Annotated in this window: 17 protein-coding genes; 3 read left to right on the top strand and 14 right to left on the bottom strand. The window is 62.2% G+C overall.

Annotation, left to right across the window (positions count from 1 at the left end; genetic code table 11):
- Positions 1–376: 376 nt before the first annotated feature.
- On the top strand, positions 377–1,345 hold the full coding sequence (locus MC375_RS06660; RefSeq protein ID WP_242102509.1) for a transporter: 969 nt from the start codon (positions 377–379) through the stop codon (positions 1,343–1,345).
- A gap of 169 nt (positions 1,346–1,514) precedes the next feature.
- Here the strand turns inward: MC375_RS06660 and MC375_RS06655 are convergent, their stop codons facing one another.
- The 4 genes from MC375_RS06655 to MC375_RS06640 all read right to left on the bottom strand — a co-directional run bounded on the left by MC375_RS06655 (position 1,515) and on the right by MC375_RS06640 (position 8,113).
- Complete coding sequence (locus MC375_RS06655; RefSeq protein WP_242102508.1) at positions 1,515–2,576, bottom strand: FecR domain-containing protein; 1,062 nt, start codon at positions 2,574–2,576, stop codon at positions 1,515–1,517.
- Positions 2,577–2,578: 2 nt separating this feature from the next.
- A complete protein-coding gene (locus MC375_RS06650) occupies positions 2,579–3,133 on the bottom strand; it encodes a sigma-70 family RNA polymerase sigma factor (RefSeq protein WP_242102507.1) in 555 nt (184 codons plus the stop codon).
- A 289-nt stretch (positions 3,134–3,422) separates the two neighbouring features.
- A complete protein-coding gene (locus MC375_RS06645) occupies positions 3,423–5,510 on the bottom strand; it encodes a prolyl oligopeptidase family serine peptidase (protein WP_242102506.1) in 2,088 nt (695 codons plus the stop codon).
- Between the two features lie 80 nt (positions 5,511–5,590).
- On the bottom strand, positions 5,591–8,113 hold the full coding sequence (locus MC375_RS06640) for a TonB-dependent receptor (protein WP_242102505.1): 2,523 nt from the start codon (positions 8,111–8,113) through the stop codon (positions 5,591–5,593).
- 403 nt (positions 8,114–8,516) lie between these two features.
- On the opposite strand from MC375_RS06640, the gene MC375_RS06635 reads away from it, so the two are divergent.
- Positions 8,517–9,017, top strand: a complete 501-nt coding sequence (locus MC375_RS06635; RefSeq protein WP_242102504.1) for a GNAT family N-acetyltransferase — start codon at positions 8,517–8,519, stop codon at positions 9,015–9,017.
- 91 nt (positions 9,018–9,108) lie between these two features.
- Here the strand turns inward: MC375_RS06635 and MC375_RS06630 are convergent, their stop codons facing one another.
- The 3 genes from MC375_RS06630 to MC375_RS06620 all read right to left on the bottom strand — a co-directional run bounded on the left by MC375_RS06630 (position 9,109) and on the right by MC375_RS06620 (position 12,582).
- Positions 9,109–10,269, bottom strand: coding sequence for a M23 family metallopeptidase (locus MC375_RS06630; RefSeq protein WP_242102503.1), 1,161 nt, complete (start codon positions 10,267–10,269; stop codon positions 9,109–9,111).
- 85 nt (positions 10,270–10,354) lie between these two features.
- Complete coding sequence (locus tag MC375_RS06625) at positions 10,355–11,224, bottom strand: LytTR family DNA-binding domain-containing protein (protein WP_242102502.1); 870 nt, start codon at positions 11,222–11,224, stop codon at positions 10,355–10,357.
- Between the two features lie 569 nt (positions 11,225–11,793).
- The gene (locus MC375_RS06620; protein ID WP_242102501.1) at positions 11,794–12,582 is read right to left on the bottom strand and encodes a PIG-L family deacetylase; all 789 of its coding nucleotides are present in this window, start codon (positions 12,580–12,582) and stop codon (positions 11,794–11,796) included.
- A gap of 363 nt (positions 12,583–12,945) precedes the next feature.
- On the opposite strand from MC375_RS06620, the gene MC375_RS06615 reads away from it, so the two are divergent.
- The gene (locus tag MC375_RS06615) at positions 12,946–13,821 is read left to right on the top strand and encodes an alpha/beta hydrolase (RefSeq protein ID WP_242102500.1); all 876 of its coding nucleotides are present in this window, start codon (positions 12,946–12,948) and stop codon (positions 13,819–13,821) included.
- Positions 13,822–14,533: 712 nt separating this feature from the next.
- Here the strand turns inward: MC375_RS06615 and MC375_RS06610 are convergent.
- From MC375_RS06610 to MC375_RS06580, 7 genes are all read right to left on the bottom strand, one after another.
- Positions 14,534–14,998: an SRPBCC domain-containing protein gene (locus tag MC375_RS06610; protein ID WP_242102499.1), complete on the bottom strand. Its 465-nt coding sequence runs from the start codon at positions 14,996–14,998 to the stop codon at positions 14,534–14,536.
- A gap of 114 nt (positions 14,999–15,112) precedes the next feature.
- Positions 15,113–16,423 carry a hypothetical protein gene (locus MC375_RS06605; RefSeq protein ID WP_242102498.1) on the bottom strand — a complete coding sequence of 437 codons (1,311 nt, stop codon included), beginning with the start codon at positions 16,421–16,423 and terminating at the stop codon, positions 15,113–15,115.
- A gap of 211 nt (positions 16,424–16,634) precedes the next feature.
- Positions 16,635–17,279, bottom strand: a complete 645-nt coding sequence (locus MC375_RS06600; RefSeq protein ID WP_242102497.1) for a hypothetical protein — start codon at positions 17,277–17,279, stop codon at positions 16,635–16,637.
- Between the two features lie 191 nt (positions 17,280–17,470).
- Entirely contained in the window at positions 17,471–18,235 is a 765-nt protein-coding gene (locus tag MC375_RS06595) for a hypothetical protein (protein ID WP_242102496.1), read from the bottom strand.
- Positions 18,236–18,240: 5 nt separating this feature from the next.
- Positions 18,241–19,680 (bottom strand): dGTP triphosphohydrolase, encoded by a 1,440-nt coding sequence (gene dgt / locus MC375_RS06590; RefSeq protein WP_242102495.1) that lies wholly within the window; start codon positions 19,678–19,680, stop codon positions 18,241–18,243.
- 125 nt (positions 19,681–19,805) lie between these two features.
- Positions 19,806–20,663, bottom strand: a complete 858-nt coding sequence (locus MC375_RS06585; RefSeq protein WP_242102494.1) for an NrdJb — start codon at positions 20,661–20,663, stop codon at positions 19,806–19,808.
- Between the two features lie 112 nt (positions 20,664–20,775).
- Positions 20,776–21,336 (bottom strand): hypothetical protein, encoded by a 561-nt coding sequence (locus MC375_RS06580; protein ID WP_242102493.1) that lies wholly within the window; start codon positions 21,334–21,336, stop codon positions 20,776–20,778.
- Positions 21,337–21,358: the final 22 nt, after the last annotated feature.

Genomic DNA, 21,358 nt, shown 5'->3' with positions numbered 1-21,358 from the left:
ATTTTCCCCTTCCTCAGGCAGCAAATATCCCAAACATCTTCTGCCGCGCTGCGCATCATGAATCGTCCCTGATACTTTTTTGTTGCCGATGTGGGCTCCCTCCCATTAAACCTGCGCCCGCAAGCGGCACCGGCCACTCAGCCGGGTGACGCCGCCCTTCGATTTACTCCATCCCCGTCGGGTTAACAGCGAAAGAACTTGATAGTTCCGCGCCCGCTGCCCTGCCAGCATGCCCGGCACGCCAACGGCCGCCGCGCCGCCATTCGGGGAATGCAACATGTTGCCAACACGCCGTCAGCAGGAATCGCGCGTTCGCGCCCGCCAACGCCGCCGCGCGGGCAGAATCCGGGCTGGCTCCGCCACCGCACACGGACCGATGCCGCCACGCCACTTGCTGTCTGCCTTGCTGCTGGCTTCGCTGCTGCTGCCCGCCGCCATTCCCGCGCTCGCTGCGGGCGCACCGCCGCGCCAGGCCCTGGACGATGCCTGGTGGACCGGGCCGATCATCGCCAACAGCGCCGTCACCCTGCCGCAGGGTCATTACCTGATCGAGCCTTATCTCTACGACGTGATCTCCGAAGACGCGGAAAGCTTCGGCTCGCTCACCTTCATGCTCTACGGCGCCACCGACGCGCTGACCGTCGGCCTGGTGCCGGTGTTCGGCTACAACAAGGCTGGTGGCGGCGGCGACGGCATGCACAGCGCTGGCCCCGAACTCGCCGATTCCAGCGTGCTGCTGCAGTACCGCCTGCGCCAGTACCAGGAAGGCAGCTGGCTGCCCGCCGTTTCCCTGCAGCTGCAACACACCCTGCCGACGGGCAAGTACGACCGGCTCGACCCCAGCGGCGTCGATGGCTTCGGCGGCGGCGCGCACGGCACCCTGCTGCAGCTCAATACCCAGACCTATTTCTGGATGCCCACCGGCCGCATCCTGCGCATGCGCCTGAACCTGGGCGCCACGCGCTCGCGCGAGGCCGAGTTGCGCGACGTCAGCGTCTACGGCACCCCGGAAGGCTTCCGCGGCCACGCCCGCCCGGGCGACAGCTGGAACGTCAATGCCGCCTGGGAATACAGCCTGACCCGGAACTGGGTGCTGGCACTGGACCTGGCCTACCGCCATAGCGACAGCACGAAGGTCAGCGGCGTGGTCCACGACGGCGAACAGGACCCCACGCCCACCCCGCTGCGCTTCGAATCCGGCTCCAGCGAAGCCTGGTTCCTGGCGCCCGCGGTGGAATACAACTTCAGCCCCCGCTTCGGCATCCTCTTCGGCGCGCGCCTGATCCGCGGCCGCAACACCAGCGACTCGGTGACGCCGGTGGTCGCGTTCAATTACGTGCATTGAGCGGCTGCGCCGGCATGGCGGCGATGCTGCAGATCGCAGAGGCTGCGGATCGGCGCGCTACGCCGAAAGGTGCGCCTGTGACGGGGGGCCAAACCGGAGTGGACGGACGGGATCAGCGCGGCTTGCCCCTTCCGCTCCCTTCAGCTCCAGCCCTCTTCAAGTGCAATCTTCATTTGCGCATCAACTTGATCTGATTGCCTACGTGCTCCGCTCGCACCGGCATCGTCGCTTCCCAAGCCGCGACGACGAGTTCCGGATCGCCGGCCATATAACTGCCACTGACTCTAAGCTCTGCCAGCTTCGGATCTGCCAGTTCGATCCTGACGTGCCTGGAATATCGATTCACATCGACGATGGCCTCGGCCAGGGACACGTTCTCGAACAACAGACGTCCGCGTGTCCACGCCAAGGTTGAGGATGGATTCGCTGTAGCTGTCTGGAAACTGGAGGCCCCTACCGTCCACCAACCGCGCTGACCCGGCGCAAGCGTCGTGGACAACGAGCTGCCGGAACGCTGCATGAGCACCTTTCCTTCTTCCAGTACGACCTCTGTACGTTCAGCGGTCTGACTGACCTGGAAGCGCGTGCCCAAGACGACCGTCTCGACCTGACCGCTAGCCACCACGAAAGGTGAATGCCGAGGATCCTTGGTTACATTGAGGTACACGCGGCCAGCGGGCAGCACAAGACGGCGCGTATCGCCAAGCCTCACGTAGTCGACAGCCGTGCCTGCGTCCAGGGTCAGGCGCGTCCCATCGGGCAGCAGCACTGCGCGCGTCGTCTCGTCAGCCTGGTAATGCAATACGTTCGGCGTCGGGGTCTGCTGCCAACGCAGGCCGACGGCGACTACCGCCAAGGTGGCCGCCAGAGCGAGCGCAGCCTTGAGGAACCTTGTACGTGTGTGCTGGCGGGAACGCGACGTTGGCGAGAAGACCAGGTCGCTCCAATTGGCCAGCGCTTCGACCTTGGGCGTACCGAGCACTGCCCGCTGCATCGCCTCCTGCTTCCAGCGGCGCCATTGCGGGTCGGGTCGATGATCAAGCGCGTCGATGCAGGCACCGCTCCACTCGCTGACGGCAAACGCTTCCGCATGCGCGGCCACCGCCATCCATCGGCCGAATTCCTCGAGCTCTTCCTGCTTCATATCGCCGCGCTGGACATTCCGGAGCCACTCCCGCGCCTGGGAATCGATCTGGATGCGTTGCAGGTCGCCGACAGCTGCCCCTGTCATCGTCATTCTCCTTCCCATACACGCGCATGCTCGCGCAGCTCTCGAAGTGCGCGGCTGATCTGCTTCTCCACCAGCTTGATGGAAACGCCGCAGCGCTTCGCGATCTCGAGATTGCTCAATCCATTGCTGCGACTGAGCAGAAATACATGCCGACAACCCGGCGGCAAACGACCGATCACTTCTTTCACCAGCTCCAGCGTCTGCGCTGCCGAGGCAGAACGCTCCGGGCCGGGCTCCGTAGCCACCCTCTGCTCGAGCGCGTCAGGTTGCTCGGTGTAGGGCGCACGCTTTTTGGCCCGGGCGAAGTCGATCGCCACGCGCCCTGCAATGTGAAAGCAGACTGAAACCGGCGCCCTCACTTCTGATTGGGCGGCGTAGCTCCATACACGCAGACTGGTTTCCTGAAGGGCATCGTGGACATCGGCAGGGTCGTGCAATTTGCGGCGCAGGAATGCCATGAGCGCCGGGCGCAGCTGTTGCAACCAGACCTCAAGGTGCCGCGGTTCACCGGCGGCAACATCGCGGTCGATGCCCTCAATGTCCGCACCCGGCTTCACCTGCCCATGCACCATTTGAACCGCCCGCTTCTGCGCCTTCCACGGTGAAAGGCGGCCAGGCAGGGCCAGACCCTACCTTCCCATGCCCGACTGCGCCTGGGAAGCCATGAGCGCCCCGATGGGTGCGGGACAAAAAGCTGCTAATCCAGCCCCACCCCCGAGGTTTTCATGGGGAATGCCGAGAGTGGGCCGGCAGCATCCCGTTCGGAGGAGGATTTCCGGACGCCCCTGAACGTGCGCGTCAGCGGCCATCGTGATAGCGGGAACCCAACTCGAAACACGCTGTCGTTCAGTCGGTCACGCCGCAGATCGGTGCTTGATCGCGTATGGGCCTCAGCGCGCCATGGTTCCGTCGATCGAGGTCGGTCAGCCAGCACTTGAACCAGTCCAGGGATCGGGATGCGGACTCCCTCTGCAAATTTGGCAGCGCTATGTTGTGCTGGGTCTTGGGATAGATGATGAACTTCGTCGGCATTCCTGCCCGGCGGGCTGCTTTCGGATAACCGAGCATATGGATTGCAGCGGTGTAGGCACCGCCCTCGAAGAGGGTCGCCGTTGGTACTCCAGAAAAGTGCAGATCAGGCGAATCGTCGATGTAGCGCTGCGGCGCCTCGTACAGACTGACGCCCATCAGAGGATCGTGGATCTCACGATTGGCTTGCTCGCTCATCAATTCGTACATCACGACACTGTTGGCACTGCCTTCAGCAAACGCTGCGGCACGGAAGCGCTTCGCTCGGGCCATGACCTGCGGTCCGACCACCGCGCCGTGACTGTGACCGGATAGCGCCAGCCGCTCCGGATCAGCGACTCCGTCGGCGATCAGCCGGTCGATGCCCGCAACAATGTCTTCGACCGGCTCATTGCCCTGCGCCTGGGCGATCACCTTGCCGAATGTATGCGTCCCTCTGTAGTTGGGCAGGAAGACCGCAATCCCCTGCTCCGCCAGTACCTCGAGGGCATATGGCCAATAGTGAAAATAGGCCTGGAATGCATTGGGGTACGGGAAGTCGGGACCCCCGTGCACATGCGTCAGGAGCGGCCATGGACGCGATCCGGCCGACGCCGGCGGTTCGAGCAACCATCCCTGGATGGTCTGCCCGTCAGCTGCCGACCAGCGCACCTCTCGCGCACGGAAGTGGACCTTCGCGGCGATGGACCGGTTGAGGTCACTGATCGGGCGTGGCGGCCGACCTTCGCGCCATGCGTAGATCTCGGGCGGGCGCGTGAGGCTCTCATTGACGAAGACCGCGGCCTTGGCGTCCGCGCTGAATCTTACCAATGAGCTGCTTCCGTCCAGGGTCGAAACCACTTCTGCCGGGCGCAGGCCCCCAGGTAGCAGAGCGAACAGGGAATGCACCCCCTGCACGGTGTTCTCGACAAGTACCTTCGAGTCGTCGATGGCAGTGAACCTCAAGCCACTGGGATAGATTTCCGTGGCATGCCATCTCGAGGAATCTCGCGGCAGCTCCGCGAATGGATCGGCGACGGTCCACTCAGGAAAGTCCCAACTGACCCAAGGTTCGCTCTCCTTGACCCGCCTTACGAGCATCCGTCGTTTCCCGGGAATCCACTCGCCGCCCGCAAAGCTCTCTCCAAACTTCTGGCCTTCGCGAGGCGTTGCTTCCGCCAGCACGCGAAACGCTCCCGTACCCGGTGCGTATACGCCCAGGCTCGTGCGCTCATCGCGCAACTGGGCTGCGGGCAGGTCGGTAGCCAGATAGGTGACCGACAGCCATCGGCTATCAGACGACCAGTGGTACGCACCGTCATTGTCCGACGGATCGCCAGGCACCGGGATGCGCACTGCGGGCTTCCCGGATCTGCGCAACCACAGTGTCGGATTCGATCGCCGTACTTGCCCGTGCCAGTTCGGATTGACGAAGTCGTGGGAGCTTGTGGTCGCCGGATCGATGACGATGCCCGTGTTGTCTTCTCGAAATCGCGTATAGAGGGAGGCCTCCGGACTGGAGGTTTGTCGCGCCAAATAGGCAATCGACGCCCCCTCAGGCGCGAACAGAAAGCTCTCGACGGGCAGATCGCTGGCGGTGTGCTTCTGGAGTTCCTTGGTCTGCACATCGAAGGAGAACACTTGCGTCACCCTCTCCCGATCCGAGAGAAAGGCGAGCTGATGGGTGCCGGGGATCCAGGCGATCGCACTCGCGTCGGCCACCGATTCGGGGGCGACCGATTCGGGTCCAGTGAGTGGTCGTATACGAACTTCGCGCGTCCTCGCGTTCTTCTCCAGCGACTGCCCCTCGACGATATAGGCCAGCCACTCGCCATCACTGGAGAGTGCAAGTTCGGATACCCGTTGCAACCGGAAGTAGTCGGCAATTTCGAATCCTCCCGCTTGAGCAGCATCCTTGCGACTCATTGGTGTGGACGCCATTGCAAATCCGGAGGCAAGCGACGCGATCAGCAGGACCCGGATCCGCTGCGCAATCCGGCCTGCGCCTACCATGACTTCGCCACCGTCAACGACACGAACCGACCGCGCGGGTCCGCGTTCGTCGGGTCATAGCCGGGGTTGCTACCGAGAAATACCGGCGTGGCCACGTACGGCGGGTTGCGGTCGAACAGGTTCTGCACCCCGACCGTGAAGCTCAACCCATGCCAGAAGGCGCCCTCTTCCGATTCAAGGGCGTAGCGCACGTTGGCATCGAACGTGGTCCAGGAGTCGATCTTGGCCGTCCCCGGTTCGTCGCTCACCCGATAATCGTCGGTGTAATTGACGAACAGCGATGACGTCCAAGCCCCTCGCGTCCATGTTCCACCGCCGCGCAGGCGAAAGTCGACCGGGGCGGATAACACGTTGCGTGCATTGACGGCCGGACTGGTCGAGGTGACCGCCTTCTCGAACTTGGTGATGTAGTTCGCACTCAGGGAGGCGTCGATCTGGCCCCACCTGGTGTCGAACAAGTAGCTCGTTTCCAGATCGAATCCGCGCTGACGTTCCGAAGACAGGTTGGTCAGGGAAAGATCGGCATACAGGCCGACGGTATCGGGCGAGAACGCGCCGCCCGTGAGATCCAGGAACGATGTCGCGCCGGCGAGGAGCTGGTTGATGGAATCTGCCGAGGGGTTCCTGACCTGCAGGTCGCCAAACGCCTCTGGATTATTGAAGAAAGCGTCGAACCCGGCCACCAAGGGGTCCGAGATGCGGCCACTCATTTCGATGTTGTAGTAGCTCAGGCTCAGCTTGAAGGGCGAGCCAGGCCGCTGAACGTCGAAGCCAACCGTCCAGCTGGTGGACTCTTCGGCATCAAGGTCGGGATGAGCGGCCTGGGTGCGCGCGAGGATCAACGGGTCTCCAGGCACACTGATCCCGAAATCGCTCGGGATGAACGCGAGAAAGGACTCGGTGCCGCCGGCAAGCTGGGCCATCGTCGGGGCCTTGAACGACTTCCCGTAGGTGCCGCGCAAAGCCAGCCCCTGCACCGGGCTCCATCGAACACCGTACTTGGGCGTGAGCTTGCTGCCGAAGTCGCTGAACTTCTCGTAGCGACCCGCGATGCTCAGCTCCAGGGCTTCGATGCCGCGCATCCTATTGCCCTGTCCCACAATCGGAACAAACAGCTCACCGAAGGCCACGTGCACGTCTCGGGCAGGAAGCACGTCGTCGAAGATCGTGTCGACGTTTTCCCGTCGATAGCCGGCCCCGAGCGCCACGCTGATGTCACCGGCGGATGTGCGGGCGATTGCGCCGTTGATCCGGGCGTCGATCGCGCTGACATCGGTGTCCACGTCCGTCCGCGTGATCTCTCCCTCACGATCGAGCTCGGAATCGAAAGAGAATTCGGAGCGATTGGCGACCAGCTCGCCATTCCAGTTGTCCGTGTCCAGGCGAAGCCCGACCAAACCGGTGAGCTGTGTGTTCCGGGCCGTTTGACGATCATGCAGCGTGTCGGGAAAGAGAAGGACTTTCTCGTGCTCCGAGTCGCGCCTGGTGTACAGCAGATTGCCGAAGACCGATAGGTTGCCTGTAATCTGCTGACTGATGCTTCCGAACACGCTGTTGCGCCGCTGCTGCGGGAGAAGTGTCGTATCCGGATCCGCGGCGAAAGCGAAATCGCGATCGCCCGCGCGCAGCGGGTCCTGACGACCGTACTCGGCGACCAGCATCGCGTTGCCCGTGGCCCAGCTGCCGGCGATCGATTGACTGGCCAGGACCTCCGGCGCATCGCCGTTGGTGACATTGCCGTAGCGGAGCATCGTTTCCGCGCCTTCGTAGTCGTCACGCGTGATGACGTTGATGACGCCACCGACAGCGTCTGCGCCGTAGAGCGCCGAAGCGCCATCCGTCAGCACCTCGACTCGCTGGATGGCGGACAGCGGAATCATGGAAATGTCGACGAACTGCCCCGAGTTCCCGCCGGATGCCAGGCGCTGGCCGTTGATGAGTACCAGCGTTGCGCCTGGGCCCAGCGCACGCAGGTTGGCCGCGCTGCCAAAGCCGTCGTTGCCAACGCTGCCGTCCGTGCCGACGGTGTCCTGGCTTGCGCCACCACCGAAGTTCTGCGGGAGACTCTCGACGAACTGGCCGAAGGAGGTATACCCACTCCGCTCGATGTCTTCGCGGTCGAACGTCAGCAGTGGTGAAGCGCTCGCATGGACCCCGCGAATGTGCGAGCCGGTGACGGTGATCTTGTCCAGGTCGATCACCGCTTCTTGCGCCTGGCGCGGTGGCGGTGGCGGCGGCGCTGGCGCTCTGCTCGGGGTCGCCACCTTTACGCGCACGGTCCGTTCGCTGACATGCTCGAATTCCAGCCCTTGCTTCTGCAGCAGCGCCTTGAGGGCCTGTTCCGCGGTCATCACGCCGCGAATCGCCTGGGCGTTGGTCTTCGAGAGAATCGCCTGGTCGTACACGATCTGCAGACCGCTTTGCTCGCTGAGGGCATCGAGCGCCTCGACCAGCCGGCCAGCGGGAAGATCGTAGTTGCGCTGCGTCTCCAGGCCCTGGGCCAGAGCCACCTGCATACAACAGCCAATTGCCAGTGCAAGCAATGTTCGGCGACCCATCCCCATTCGAGAAAAGCGCATCTGCGTTCACCCCCAAAAGTTGCAGCAAAGCTGCTGTCCTGTTGATGGCGTCGCCTGGCGCCAGAACCCTACCTGCTTGCGACCGATGGGCATCTGCCGACGCGGGTAGGGTTCCGTTTCGATGATGCGCCATTACTTCAGACGGGGCTGCGGGTGAGTCCGCGCCTGGAGCCAAAGGACCCGACATTCATGAGGGTTACCGAATCAAGGGACGGAGGACACTAGCGCAGCTTGTGACCCGGCCCTCTTTCGGTCGCGACGACGCGGGCTAATTGCCTCCTTTCCCATCGCTTGCTTTGTTACCCTGCGAGTCCTCCAGATAGTCGCAGAGGACGACTCCATGCTGATCAAACGAGCCGACCTCGACAGTCCGGCGTTTATCGCGCTGCTGGAAGAGCACCGCGCTGCGATGGAGGCGACCGCGCCGTCGGAAAGTCAGCACGCGCTCGACCTGGCCGGCCTGCGTCAACCGGACGTCTGCGTGTGGACTCTTCACGAAGGCGATGCGCTACTGGGTTGCGGTGCGTTGCAACGACTGGACGATGCGCATGCCGAGATCAAGTCGATGCGGACCGCCCGCGCGCATCTGCGCAAAGGTGTGGCACGCACGATCCTGCAGCATCTGCTTGCCGAGTCGCGGTTGGCCGGGTTCCAGCGCGTGAGCCTGGAAACAGGTTCGATGGCCTTTTTCGAGCCGGCGCGGCGGCTGTATGCATCGTTCGGCTTTGTCGAATGCGCGCCGTTCGGCACGTACGTCGAGGACCCGAACAGCACCTACATGACGCTCGAAATCCCGGATCCAGCTGCCGTCGCACCAGAGGCGGTCGCGAGCCACCTATGAAGAGCAGGGGCCAGAGTCGCGCTTCTCGTAGTTCACCAGGAAAATCAACTCCGAGCCCTGTTTTCACCCCGTTTTTCCGCTTCGCGCACCGCTAATCGAAAACGACCACGGCGTTGGGCGTCGGGAAGCCGGCCTCTGCGGGCTGCGTTTCAGGGGCCGCGGACTCGACCCACGACTCGTCGCGGTCGAACGCGTCGATTGAGCGGTACGCGCCGAGAGCGCGCCAGCCCGCGAGTTCGAACGGCTGACCTTCCGCCGCCAGCGGCGCGCCGACGTCGCTGACGTGGAAATGCAGGTGCGGCCGGCTCGCCGACCCGGTGGAGCCGACGCGGGCGATCACCTGCCCGCGGCGGACGCGCTGGCCGGGCCGCACAGCCAGACCCGGGGCGAGGTGTTCGTAGAAGGCGTACCGGCCGCCGCCGATGTCGAGCGCGACATAGTTGCCGGGCGCGTCGGCGAGGGCCACGGGCGCGCGCACCGCGCCCTTCTCTGGCTCGGGCACGCCATCGCGCGTGGCGGCCACGACCCCATCGCTGACCGCCAAGACGTCCGCACCGAAGCCGTCGCTCTCCGCCCACGGGTTGCGGGCACCGTGTCGGCCGGAGGGAGCGGCGACCATCCAGTCCACCGCGTGCCGGCCGGGAATGCGCGCCCGGCCGTCGACGGCGTAGATCACGCGGCGGTGGCCCCGTTCCATCCCCGGGTCGTACAACGCCGCCCACGGCCCGCCGCGCAGCGGCGCACCCAGCACCGGTGCCGCACCCGGCGCGACCCGCACCGCGCCACCCACCACCTCGATCGGCACCGCGGACGCACCGGGCGGGGAAAGTTCGATCCGATGCAGCAGGCGCTGGCGCGTGTCGGTGGCCGGGACGGACAGGTACACGATCGCGCGGCGACCCTCGGCGATCGACCGCGCGCGCTGCTCGGCCTCCGGCGCGCCGGGCAGCGCGGCGGCGGCATGCAACGGTGCGTCGGCGAGGTCGAGGACCACGGAGTGCGTGTCGCCGTCGAGCACCTGCACCCGCGCCAGCGTCAGCGGCTGGGAGGCGAAGTTGGTCAGGTGCAGTTCGTAAACCAGCCGCCGCTCATCGCCAGTCCGCAGCGCGGTCGGCACATGCGGCACCTGCAGGTCGACCGCTTGCCGCACCGGCGCTGCAGAGCGTTCGCGTGCGTGCAGTGGCCGGTCCGCAGCCGCAAAAGACAACAACGCGAGGGCGGCGGCGCAGGCCGCAGTGAACCGGATCGACATGTCGCAGGGTCCCGCAGTGGAGGTGCGGCGATGCTGTCGCCGCCGGTGCCGCCGCGCTACGGGTTTTCGGCGAGCGGGACCACCGCTACCGGCGAGCGGGATCGGCAGGCGTGGGGCGCGGCAGCCGGCCCAGCAGGTTTGCGCGGTAGCGACGGCTCAACCTCAGCTCGGTCCCGTTCGCCAGGACGACCGCGGCGTCGCCGCGTCCGAGGCTGCGCACCTCCTTGACCCGGTCGACGCGGATGACGCTCTGCCGGTGGATCCGCGCGAACTCCGCCGCCGGCAGCCGCTCGGCCAGCGAGCTCAGCGACTCGTCCAGCAGGTGCGCATGGCGGCCGGCGTGCACTTCCGCGTAGTCGCCGGCTGCCTGGATCCAGTCGATCTGCGCCAGCGGCACCAGCTGCAGCCGGCCCCGGGTCCTGACCTGCAGCGGGGCCGGTTCGGCCGCATCGCTGGGTGCCGCGGCCGTGGGTGTCACGGCTGGCCGCGCCTCCTGGCGACGCCTCACCACGACCACGGCGACACCAACGACCAGCAGGTAGAACAGCGTGTTGGTGTCCACGTTCTGCATGAACATCCGCGCCGCCATCGCCGCACGCGTGGGCACGCGCCCGCCGTCGCTGTAGACGGGCCAGTACAGCAGCGCGAACAACGCGACATGCAGCGCCGACACGACCGGAAGGCCGGCGACGTAGACCAGCACGCGACCGGAACGCCGCGCCACCGTCGCCTCGATCAGGGCCACGGCCTGCACGATGGCCGGGGTCAGCAGGGCCCACACCGAGAAGATCGCCAGCGAATACCCCAGCGACGGCCACCACGGCTGGGGCGCGCCCCGGTAGGCGCTGATCGCGTAGCCCTGTGCGGCGAACACCAGCGCTACGACGGCCCACGCCACAGCAATGGCGGCGAGGACGGCCGCGTTCCACCGAAGATGCCAGGCGCGTTGCCGCATGCGATTCCGGATCGAAGAGTCGGCGCGACGCGGCGGGACGCTCCAGCGCGGCGCGCGTGCGCGGCGGCGGGACGATTCCCGCACCGGCGTTTGCTCGCACCGATCATAGCAACTCGGCGCGGACACGCGGTGCGCGACCGCCACCGCATCGGGCGCCGCAGGGCGACGCGATCGGACTCGCGCGATACCAATGCCAATCGGCGGAACAACGGCGGACAGGACCCCACGCCCACGCCGCTGCGCTTCGCGTCAGGTTCCAGCGAGGCCTGGTTCCTGGCGCCCGCGGTGGAATACAACGTCAGCCCCACTTCGGCATTATCTTCGGCGCGCGCCCGATCCACAGCCGCGACAACCGACTCCGCGACGCCGGTAGTCGCGTTCAACTACGTGCATTGAGGCTGCACGCGCTGCATGGCGGCGATGCTGCAGATCGCAGCGCATGCAGAACGGCGCGCTACGCCGAAACGTCCGCCCATGACTGGAGGGCAAATCAGAAGGGACGGGCAGAATCAGCGCAGGTTGATTTCATCTGTCCCTTTTTAGGTCAAAGCGGACCCTCTCCAAGAGACTCAGAATCCACCTCGCAATCCTTCAACCACTGCGAACTTCCGGAAGTGAATGGCGTTTGATGCGTCCACTAGCTTCTTCTGACGGTCTTCCTTGAGCTCGTCTGCGGTGTACTGCGTTACATAGCAAGGCATCATTTCCAACGCCTTGTCCTCTGCTTCCTGGGTGTATTCGATCTTCACGTTCAAGTACTGATTATCCACATAACCAAGATCGAAGAGCCTTCCTTGCTCCTTGGTCCACGCCAAGTAATAGAGCGGGTACTTGTCGACCCAACCTTCTCTCAGGAGCAATTCCGTCACCGCCGCACCGGCCACGATGTGTTCCGAATGCGATGTGTCGCCATCGGGGCCGAACGTGACTATGAACTCCGGATCGATGGCTGATATCTTTTCCTTGAGATGTTCCAATAGCTTCTTGTGTTCACCGAAATACTTTCCAACACCGATCTTCGTATCGAGCCTCTCGATCCCAAGAAAGATCGGCTCTTCGATGCCAAGTTTTCTCGCAGCACAGCGACTTTCGTCTTTGCGCATACTTCCCAGCACTTCACCCGGAGGAATCTTCGTCACTCTAGTTCCGTCCTTACCGTCGGTGGCAATAATCAATTGCACCTTGTAGCCAAGATCCGCGTACTTGGCCAAAACCTCGCCGATTGCGGATTCGTCATCTGGATGAGGAAAGATCGCCAAAAACGTCTTCGGCGATTGTGCGAAGCCGGAAGCGGGCCATAGCAGAACAAGAACCAGCATTAGGGCGTATCGCATCGTTCCTCCCAAGCATTTGCGCATGGCCGCTCCTGGCCCGATCTATCAGAGTCTGCAACGCAAGAGACGACCATCCGCGGCCAGGCATTCGTCCGCGATATAGCTCGCCCAAGCAATCCGTTCTTCGCCGGAAGCAGCACTGCACAGGTGACTACTACTACCCCCGGAGGCGCTCAACAATTACGTGGCTCCGGGATCAGCGGCCCTCGGGCCATTGCACCGTAAGAAAAGTCGTCTGAGGGGACAAATTACGCTTCGCGCGAGAAGTAGAAACTGTCCCTGAGACCTATTTCGCACGAGTTGTTAGCCAGCGTTGCTGTGATTCTCACCGACTGGTAACGCCGCAACACCTATCAACGGCCCTGCATTCCGGATGGAGGGCAATCCATGGAAATGGAACGACTTTGTTTGTCGGGCGGTACTGAGCTGGCGTACGCCACGGCGGGCGAGACGTCCAGGCCGGCCGTGCTGCTGCTGCACGGCACGCCGAACTCGGCGCGCATGTTCCGGGAGCTCATGCCCGCGCTGGCGCAGTCCGCTTACGTGATTGCGCCCGATCTGCCCGGCCATGGCGAATCCGACGCGCTGCCGGCGGTCTCGTTTGCCGCCATCGGTGACGCGATTTGCGAGCTGCTGGACCGGCTGCGCATCGGGCCGCGTTTCATTTACCTGCATGATTGGGGAACGCCGGTGGGCCTGCAGATCGCCATGCAGGCGCCCGAGCAGGTGCTGGGCCTCGTCGTCCAGAACGCCAACGCGCATCGCACGGGTTGGGGACCGGGCTGGGCCGCGACGCAAGCCTACTGGGCGCAGCCCAACGCGGAGAACGAAGCGGCGGCCACCGCGCATCTGACCCTGGCAGGCACGCGCGACACGTATATCTCGGGCGTCCCGGCGGACGTGGCCGAGCGGATCCCCGCCGAACACTGGGAAGAAGATTGGCGGGTGATGAACCTGCCGGGCCACATGGACACGCAGCGCGCGCTGATTGCGGACTATGCGAACTACGCCGCCCGCTTCGACGCCATCGCCCAGTACCTCGAGCGCTGGCAGCCCCCTGCCCTGATGGTCTGGGGAAGGCATGACATCTACTTCGATCTCGCCGAGGTGCTGTCGTGGATGCGCGCGCTGCCGAGGATGGAAGCCCATGTCCTCGACGCCGGCCACCTGCTGCTCGAGACGCATGCGGCCGTGGCCGCGTCGCTGATGCTCGACTTTATCGGACGTGCCCAAAGGAAGGCGCAGGAACGCGATAGCGGGTGATGCCTGCTGGCACTTGGTGGCGACCGTCCCTCGGACAACAACCTCGATCCTTGCATCCGACAACGCGCATGTCGGTGCTGGTCTTTCCTTGAACTCCATCACGTCCTGCGAGCACTGCCAAGAGAATGAGCCTGGCCGCATTACCGGGGCTCTACGTCGGCCCGGCATCGCTCTGGCCGACGACGCTTATTTCCTTGAAGGCGCGGCCGTCAATCTCCGAAAAGCAGGGGTCAGAGAACTAATTCCTGCGGCAGTGAATGTGAAATGGTTCTCTGACCCCTATTTCCCTAAGTGAACTGCCCCTTCCTGAGCCTTTCCCCCCGGGGCCACGGGTGCCCAACCGCCCCCGCAGGCTCCTTCGCAAGCCGATTTGCCCCAGCCGCCACCGGATTTGGCTTGCGCGCAAGCGGATTTCGCCCAATCGCAAGCCAAATTGGCTTGCGCGCAACCGGATTTGGTTTGCGCGCAAGGCACCGGCGTATCAATCGCAAGCCGATTTGGCTTGCGCGCAAGCGGATTTGGTCCAAGCGCGAGCCGATTTGGCTTGCGCGCAACCGGATTTGGCTTGCGCGCAAGGCTCCCGCATACCAACCGCGACCCAATTTGGCTTGCGCGCGGGCGGGCGAGGCTTGCAGTCGGGGGACGGGGGTGACCGCCTGCCACCCGCTCGTCAGCCCTGGGGTGGAACCTCCCGCAGCGCCGCAGGGCGGGCTCAAGCCCGCCTTGCGCGGGTCGCCTCGCAGTAGCGCTTCAGTACGGGCAGGGTCATATCCCAGTGGAAATCCATGTGTCCGCGCACCGCGGTGTCGTGCATGTTGCCCAGGAGCAACTGCAGTCGCGTCCCGTTGCCATCGGGAGACAGGGAGAAGGTGAGCGTCACGTGGTTCCGGGGCACGTCGTCCAGGGCACGCCGGGACAGGCTGCTCCAGTGCGTATAGCGCAACAGGCGCTCCGGCTCGAAGGCCTGCACCGTGCCCGTGTTCTCGAACCGGAGCCTCCCGTGCAGGACGCCGCGAAATACGATCGGACTGCCGACCTGCCAGCTGGTCTCCATGCTCAGCGCTTCGGCGGACATCCACGAGACCACGCTGCGCGCATCGGTCAACGCACGCCAGACCTGCGCGGGCGATGCGTCGATATGTATGACCTTGAGGGCGTCGTGGTTTGTGGTGGTCATTGTGGACATGAGCTGCGACTCGATTCAAAAGAGACGGCTGGCTCCGCAACGACATTCAAGCAGAAATTGTTCTCTGACCCCTGTTTTCGCAGCAATCAAAATAGACGGAGGGAACTAGCGCGGCTTAATTGCCGCCGTCCCCTTTAAGTCCGGTGCCAGCTCGGTTTTCGAAGGTGGCGACGCCGCAGCCGGCGGGCCCTCAGGCGTGTGACTTGGACGTTCAGCCTGACTCTCCCGCGCCAGCATTGCTCGCAGCAATCGGTTCTGCTCCGCCAAGTGGGCAACCATTCGGTCACCCGCTACATCGCCCGCCTTCGCCTCGCTCCGATCCGCCATGTAGCCCGCCAAACCAGTGGCCAGCGAGGCCAGGAGCGCCAGAACCGCAACGCCCATGGCGAACTTTGCCCCCTTCTGGCTCTTGGCCGCCTCCTCCTTGATCTGGACGACAACCTGGCCGACCAAGCCAGAGACATTGCCGGCCTGCTCGACAATCAAGTCCATTGCGTCTTCCATGCGCACGCCGACCTGACGCAACTCCTCCACGGCAATCGCGGTCCGGCCGACAGGCGTTTCTTCGTCGTCTGGCGGCTCCCAGACCGGAATTCGAGAGACGTAGTCGTCTGTATCGAACCTAGGGGTCTCCACCCGGAATGGCTCATAGCGCCCCCCATGCGTCGTGCTGAACCTGTCTGTGAGCGCTTTCAATTCGCTCCCCGGCAAGCCTGTGATCTCGCGCTGGCCGTCCAAGATATCCTTCAAGCGCTCCTGATCTCGGCCCAAGGCGGCTCCAATCTGTATCTGACGATCCTGTTGGAGAGTGCGAATCGCATCCCCAATGGAGGGAGCCATTGTTCCGAACAGGCGCTTGATCTCGTCTCGCAGCCCGAGCACTGAGCCCGCTACATTAGTGTGGAGCGCCCGCCAATTCTTCATGACATCGGCGACCGCATTAACATCGACCGCCCCACGAATGGCTTCGGCGGCTTTCTTGAAGCTCTCTTCGATACGTCCCCGCTCGGCGCGGATGAAGGCAGCGAGTTCGGGAACGGGATGAACGACCTCCGCCGCCTTAACGATCTGCTTCAAATAGGTCTGAGCGAACGCACTAACATCGGCCGAAGTGAGCAGTGCGACCTCCTCTTCCGGTAATGGCGGGGGGAGTGCCTCATCGTCGTCGACAGGAAAGCCTGAAACCGCTCCCAGATAGGCGCGGACCAGCGCTTCATCATCCACTTCGGCAAGCGAGGGCATCCGCTGCATGAAGGTTTGGAAGGCCTTCATCGTTAAATGCCGGCACTGGATCGTCCCCAGTCCCGCAGTGTCGAGCAAGAACGGCTGCGACATGCGCAGGACGAACTTGCGCACGCTCTCCTTTTCGATCGGCGCGCTGGATGGCTCTTCGCCACCATCCTGGTTTTCGCTCATTTCTCCTCTCCTCCCAGTTCCAACCCAGTACTGGCGGATATAGGACCGTCTTCCGCTTTGGCGAATATTGCGCCCCGCGCGGACCGCCTCGACAGTGTGGCTTAGAAACTGTCCCTGATGCCTTTTTTTCCAGACACGGGGATTATCAATCCCCTGTGAGCGCCCCCTGATTCCTCGGACCGGTTAATTAAGCACTGCCAGTCGATCCTTCTCACCCGGCGTTCGGTAGACAGTCCGCATATTGCTGCTGCAACACTGACAACGTGGGCGAGCTTAGGCCATGGGCCATGCGGGCGACGTTCGTCGCCAGCATTAGCATGCCGTTGGCGTTGATGAGTAGCGACCCCGCCTCCCAGTGCGGGAAGGCGACAAAGCTCTGGACAACGGGCCGGATGCCGCCATGCACATAGGAGTGCATGGCACGCCATGTCGCTTCCTTCAATGCGACGAGTGGCTGGTGGATGTCGGCGGGATGATGCAGCGCAATGACTTCCAGCATTGCGGTTACGTCAGGACCCTTGCGGGTCTCTGCATCAGATTCGACTGCTTCCTGGCGAGGGGTGAAAAAGCCAGCAACCCATGCATCCTGGGCGCCGCGTAATAGCCAGATGGCGCGCACCAACGCTTCATAGGTCGGCCGAACAAGTGCCGTTGCGGAGACATCCAGCTCCTGTTGCACGAGAATCCACTGGGCCGCCACATGCTGTCTGACTATGTTCGCGAAACCGCGCACCGCCAGTACGCGCTTGCTAGTAGGTTCTGGCAACTCATCCCAGAGAGGCTCAAGCGCACCATGCAGCGCGCGAGTTCCATACCTGACGCGCTCCAGCCGTTCTACGGCCATGTCCTGGCCCATCTTTGGTTCCTGACGTTCCATGGCGTCCCCTTGCCGCAAAAGGGACTGAGGGAATTAGCGCGGCTCAATTTCCTCCTTCCCCTTTAAATTCGGTTGCCAACCTCTCTAACAACTCTTGGCAACGTTCCATCCCGATTCCGGACGGAAAGAATAGGTGCGATACGGATCAGAGACTGACTGCCGTGCAAACCTTATGAGGGATGCCCCATCTGCTGCTTCTGCGCTCTGCCAGAAGCTTCGTCCGCAAGCCGGCGATAGACTGATCGAATTGCATTATCTATATCGGCCTTGATTAGCTCGATGGACACTTCGTTAAGCATCCGCTTCCCACCCCATCTCGACTCGGCCTTTATGAGCTCGGAGACGCCGAAGGTCTCGTAGCAACTGATGAAGTAGCTCGCTACTGAAGGAGTCAGTTCAAGCTCAAGCTTCATCATAAGCCTGGCAATACGTGCCGCCACGACAGGCTCCGGCTTCGTTGGTGGAACAATGAAATCGAGCCGTTTTGACGAGAACGCCCTATCAAATGCTGGACTCGTGATCGATCTCCCGCTCTTCAGAGAAACGGCAATTCCGTCAGTGGAAAAGCACACAGTGTTTAGCAAGTTTCGGACTGATATGAAACTAGAGCTGTCATATCGAAATGCGTAGCTCTTTCTCAAATCCCATATATCAACGTCGAAACGACCTACAACTCCTCTCAGACCACCAAAGTTGGTTCGATGCCAGCTTTCAGAGAATTTATTCAACTCTTCCAGGTCTATTCCCCCCGAAACGATTATGTCTAGGTCATTCACAACACCTTGACCAACGAACGCGACATCGCGCGCTGCGCCACCAAAAATGTAGGCTTCGCCGAAACTATTAATCGATTGAATGAAAGACGCGAGACCATCGTGCTTCTTTAGCGCAAGCACGTAACGCCTTAGCCTTCCATCAACTTGAGATGCCGCCATTTTGGCTACCTAATAGCGCCTAGCTCAGAAAGAGAGTCGTACGTGCGTATCGCAAATGAATCCGTCATTCCACATACTTGATCACATACAAGTTGCAATTGCCGATACCAAAGCGGTAATTTCAAATCTTCTGATTGCTTACTAACCCTTATGTAATTCGGAGATATAAGCGACATAACATACTCGTCAATCTTGGATTGAGTCCCCCGATGATGATTGACCACTGACCTCCAGAACACATCCATGAGTGCTGGAATAACGCGATGCCCTTGTAACTCAGCTTTCAGGACATCGGGATGCTTGTAAACTCTTAGCTTTGCAAACTTCTTCAGAGCCTTCATTAAAACGGCGGATCTAAAATCACCTGCTATGTCTTTCTCTATTTTTCCAAGCATGCCATCGATGACCAACTCCTTAAACCGCTCAATAGCATCTGAAACCATCAACCCGATTGCATAGCTTCGAAGTAGATCTACCTGCGAATCTCGTATCTCTTTATTGCTTATTTGTACCTGCTTGCCGTCCTCTCCAGGCATGGTTAAAGAACTCAACCAATCCCTGTCGTCCCGATACTGGGCTATCAATTCGTTCACGCGATCATCGTCTCGATACTCGATAGAACCCATAAATACAGCCAAGTCAGCAACGCTGATCAATTCCTTTTTAACCGCATCCTCAATGTCGAGAACGGAATATGCGATGTCATCGCACGCCTCCATCAGATAACTAAGTGGATGGCGCCCCTCGCAACCAGTTTTCGCGCTTGCCCACTCAAAGACATTCTTCTCAGATTGAAAGAAGCCAAACTTGGTTGAATCGCTTGAATCAGATATCCGCTCTGACGACCACGGATACTTCATGAATGACCTTAGCGTAGACGCTGTCAGCCGCAGAGATGAGCGATGGTCTTGATGCTGAAGTCTCGCAAGAATACGGAATCCTTGAGCATTTCCTTCAAAATGAAGGAAATCTTTGAATAGGGCTGCCTTGAACTCCCTTTTAGTGGTCAGCGCACGGATCTCATCCTCCCTAGAAGCAACCCATTGCTGGATCGCGACTTCACCTTGGTGACCGAATGGCGGATTACCTAAGTCATGAGTCAATGCAATTGCCGCGAGCAGAGCAGGCACATTCCTACTTGAATTCGGAACAGCGGCTATCTCCTGCACATCGTACGAAATCGACGTGCCCATTGACCGAGCAAGGTTTGAGACTTCTATTGAATGCGTGAGCCGCGTCCTGACCCCATCGTGCATGTCGAGAGGGAAAACCTGTGTTTTGTCCTTTAGTCGACGGACGGGAGCGCAGAAAACGACCCGATCGAAGTCACGCTCATGATCGGTTCTGTGATCAATTATTTTCGCATGAATGCTTTTTTTTCTATCTGGGCCATCGAGCCGATCGGTCGCGAGGAGATTTTCCCAATTGAGCGCCTTCGCCAACATGTTTCCTCCAGTTGCTCTGCTCAATATAGCTACGCAAACCGCAATCAACAAAGGCCATAAACTAAAAAGGGTTAAGCCCTTTGCTGGACCTAACCCTTTGCCTTAGGCATGGATCGCAAGACGCCTTATCCGCACTTGCTATACCCACAATTCAAACAAGTCGCACACCCATCCATGATCACAATGGCTTTGGTGTTGCACTTGTGGCACATGGTGGCGGACGGCGGGAAAGACGCGCCGTCGCCGGTGACTTCGATGACTTCCTCAGAGCGGCCTTCGGCGGTGCTGCGGTCGGGGGCTTGCCCTTCGACTTCGCTCCGCTGCTCGGTGCGAGCGGAGGTCTTGGCTACTTCAGCGTTTTTTTTTGAGCCGTTGTTCTGCTGTTCGTCGTAGGCGCGGCGCTTTTCGGCGATCATGGCGCGCTGGTGTTCGCTCAGTTCCGGGTCGTGCATCAGGCCGATGGTCTTGAGGTGGTCTTCCACTATCGTGCCGAGCTCGGCGACCAGGCTGGGCATGTACACGCCGCCGGCCTTGAAGTAGCCGCCCTTGGGGTCGAACACGGCCTTCATCTCCTCGACGATGAAGGTCACGTCGCCGCCCTTGCGGAACACGGCGGACATGATCCGGGTCAGGGCCACGATCCACTGGAAGTGCTCCATCGACTTGGAGTTGATGAAGACCTCGAACGGGCGGCGCTGCTCGTGCTCGGAGCCGGCGTTGAGCACGATGTCGTTGATGGTCACGTACATGGCGTGTTCCACCAGCGGCGACTTGATCTTGTAGGTGGAGCCGATCAGCACTTCCGGGCGCTCGATGCGCTCGTGCATCTGGATCACGTCGGCCATGGGCTTGGCCGAGACTTCCGCCTCGATCGTGGAGCGGGGCACGCTTTCGCCGGAGACCGGGGCTGCGCCTTCGCGCGCCTTGTCCTCGGGGGTGACCACGGCGTATCCCTTGATTTTCTTGTCGATCTTGACGGCCATTGCGTGTGGGTCCTGGTGCAGTGCGTGTTGCTATTGATATGGGGGCGACAGGCGATGGAGAGCACCCCTCCCCAACCCTCCCCTGCCTTCGCAGGGGAGGGAGAGGAATGGCTTACTTCTTCGCCGCGCGGGTGGCGGCGGCCTTCTTGCCTGCGGCGCTGCGCTTGGCCTTCTTCGCCACGCCGGCGGTCTTGCGCTTGGCGGTGGCGGTGGACTTGCGCACGGCCTTGGCGGCCTTGCTCACGGCGCGCTTGGCGGTGGCCTTGCGGGCCGTCGACTTCTTGGCCGCCTTGCGCGGTGCGGCCTTCTTGGCGGCGGCCTTCTTGGCCGGTGCCTTTCTGGCCGTCGACTTCTTCGCCGTCTTCTTCTTGGCGGCCTTCTTGCCGGCGCCCTTGCGGCGCAGTGCGGCGACTTCCTTCTTGGCGGCGGCGCTGGCACCGGCCAGGGTCTTCTTGGCCTTGGTGACGCGCTTGGTGACCGCCTTCTTGGCGGTGGCCGCGGTCTTGCTGACGGCCTTGGTTGCCTTGGAAGCGGCCTTCTTGACCGTGGCGACGGCGCCGCCGGCGGTGGAGGCGATGGTGCTGCCGACGTTGGCGGCGGTGTCGGCGACGTTGCTGGCGGCGGCCGAAATGGTTGCGGTCACGCCGTTGCCCTTGCTCTTTTTCCTGGCCATGGGTGCCCTCCTTAAGGGCGGT

The organism is Lysobacter sp. M2-1, from assembly GCF_022662495.1.
Classification (GTDB): domain Bacteria; phylum Pseudomonadota; class Gammaproteobacteria; order Xanthomonadales; family Xanthomonadaceae; genus JAKPBU01.
This window is presented reverse-complemented; position numbering and strand designations above follow the sequence as displayed.

What these genes read in the sequence shown, in the direction of transcription:
- MC375_RS06660 (WP_242102509.1), top strand. Translation starts at nt 377, where the DNA reads ATGCCGCCACGCCACTTGCTGTCTGCCTTGCTGCTGGCTTCGCTGCTG.
- MC375_RS06655 (WP_242102508.1), bottom strand. Translation starts at nt 2,576, where the DNA reads ATGACAGGGGCAGCTGTCGGCGACCTGCAACGCATCCAGATCGATTCC.
- MC375_RS06645 (WP_242102506.1), bottom strand. Translation starts at nt 5,510, where the DNA reads ATGAGTCGCAAGGATGCTGCTCAAGCGGGAGGATTCGAAATTGCCGAC.
- MC375_RS06640 (WP_242102505.1), bottom strand. Translation starts at nt 8,113, where the DNA reads ATGCAGGTGGCTCTGGCCCAGGGCCTGGAGACGCAGCGCAACTACGAT.
- MC375_RS06635 (WP_242102504.1), top strand. Translation starts at nt 8,517, where the DNA reads ATGCTGATCAAACGAGCCGACCTCGACAGTCCGGCGTTTATCGCGCTG.
- MC375_RS06630 (WP_242102503.1), bottom strand. Translation starts at nt 10,269, where the DNA reads ATGTCGATCCGGTTCACTGCGGCCTGCGCCGCCGCCCTCGCGTTGTTG.
- MC375_RS06625 (WP_242102502.1), bottom strand. Translation starts at nt 11,224, where the DNA reads ATGCGGCAACGCGCCTGGCATCTTCGGTGGAACGCGGCCGTCCTCGCC.
- MC375_RS06620 (WP_242102501.1), bottom strand. Translation starts at nt 12,582, where the DNA reads ATGCGCAAATGCTTGGGAGGAACGATGCGATACGCCCTAATGCTGGTT.
- MC375_RS06615 (WP_242102500.1), top strand. Translation starts at nt 12,946, where the DNA reads ATGGAAATGGAACGACTTTGTTTGTCGGGCGGTACTGAGCTGGCGTAC.
- MC375_RS06610 (WP_242102499.1), bottom strand. Translation starts at nt 14,998, where the DNA reads ATGACCACCACAAACCACGACGCCCTCAAGGTCATACATATCGACGCA.
- MC375_RS06605 (WP_242102498.1), bottom strand. Translation starts at nt 16,423, where the DNA reads ATGAGCGAAAACCAGGATGGTGGCGAAGAGCCATCCAGCGCGCCGATC.
- MC375_RS06600 (WP_242102497.1), bottom strand. Translation starts at nt 17,279, where the DNA reads ATGGGCCAGGACATGGCCGTAGAACGGCTGGAGCGCGTCAGGTATGGA.
- MC375_RS06595 (WP_242102496.1), bottom strand. Translation starts at nt 18,235, where the DNA reads ATGGCGGCATCTCAAGTTGATGGAAGGCTAAGGCGTTACGTGCTTGCG.
- dgt (WP_242102495.1), bottom strand. Translation starts at nt 19,680, where the DNA reads ATGTTGGCGAAGGCGCTCAATTGGGAAAATCTCCTCGCGACCGATCGG.
- MC375_RS06585 (WP_242102494.1), bottom strand. Translation starts at nt 20,663, where the DNA reads ATGGCCGTCAAGATCGACAAGAAAATCAAGGGATACGCCGTGGTCACC.
- MC375_RS06580 (WP_242102493.1), bottom strand. Translation starts at nt 21,336, where the DNA reads ATGGCCAGGAAAAAGAGCAAGGGCAACGGCGTGACCGCAACCATTTCG.